The sequence below is a fragment of the Alcanivorax sp. HI0044 genome (genome assembly GCF_001634945.1).
Genome location: NZ_LWEZ01001520.1, coordinates 1 through 1,045 on the forward strand (window position 1 = coordinate 1; position 1,045 = coordinate 1,045).

The 1,045-nt window shown below is 61.3% G+C and carries 1 protein-coding gene; it reads left to right on the top strand.

Going from position 1 to position 1,045, the window contains the following annotated elements; translation table 11 throughout:
• Positions 1-102 precede the first annotated feature (102 nt).
• Positions 103-1,045, top strand: a 943-nt coding sequence (locus A3730_RS22890) for a S41 family peptidase (protein WP_063539034.1), incomplete at its 3' end; no start/stop codon positions are given.

The following is a 1,045-nucleotide window of genomic DNA, read 5'->3' on the forward strand; positions in this document are numbered from 1 at the left end:
ACGCTGGTGCAATCAGCGTGTTACACTGCCGCCATTGGCGCAAAATTGACCATGAACTTTGAAACGCGCACACCTTTTTCCTGTGCCCGCCGGGGATCCTGAATGCCAACAACCATCCTGCCCACGCTCCGTTCTGTCGCGCTCACGGGCCTGCTTGCCCTTAGCCCTTTCAGCGCACTCCACGCCCAGGATCCTGCCCTTGATGAGCAGGCTCGCCAGCAAGGCGTACCGGTGGATGAGCTGCGCGCCTTTGCCGAGGTCATGGAGCGTATCCGCGCGGCCTATATTGAAGACGTGGATGATCGCGAACTGCTGGAAGCCGCTATCCGTGGCATGCTCCATGATCTGGACCCGCACTCCAACTACCTGACCCCGGACCAGTTCGACGACCTGCAGGTGACCACCACTGGTGAATTCGGCGGCCTTGGCATCGAAGTCACCATGGAAGACGGCTTCGTCAAAGTAGTGACTCCGGTGGATGACTCCCCGGCCAGCAACGCCGGCATCCTCGCAGGCGACCTGATCCTCAAGATCGACGACACCTTTGTGAAGGGGTTGACCCTGGGCGAAGCCGTCGAGCTGATGCGCGGGGAAATCGGCACCAAAATCGATTTAATGGTCCTTAGCGAAGGCGACGAGAAGCCCCGCCAGGTCAGCCTCGAACGTGACCGCATCCAGACCCACAGCGTGAAATCAAAAATGCTGGAACCGGGCCTGGGCTACCTGCGCATTTCCCAGTTCCAGAACAACACCGGTGACGATGCCCGCAAAGCGCTGGACAAGCTCAACAAGGACAGCCCCCTCAACGGCCTGATTCTCGACCTGCGCAACAACCCCGGCGGCGTACTCANCGGCGCCGTGGAAGTCACCGACCTGTTCCTGGATGCCGGCCTGGTGGTGTACACCCAGGGCCGTGAAAAAGCGAGCCGGAACGACTTTGATGCCAGCGCCGGCGACGCACTCAACGGCAAGCCGCTGGTGGTGCTGGTCAACGGCGGCAGCGCCTCTGCCTCGGAAATTGTGGCCGGCGCCCTGCAAGACCAGG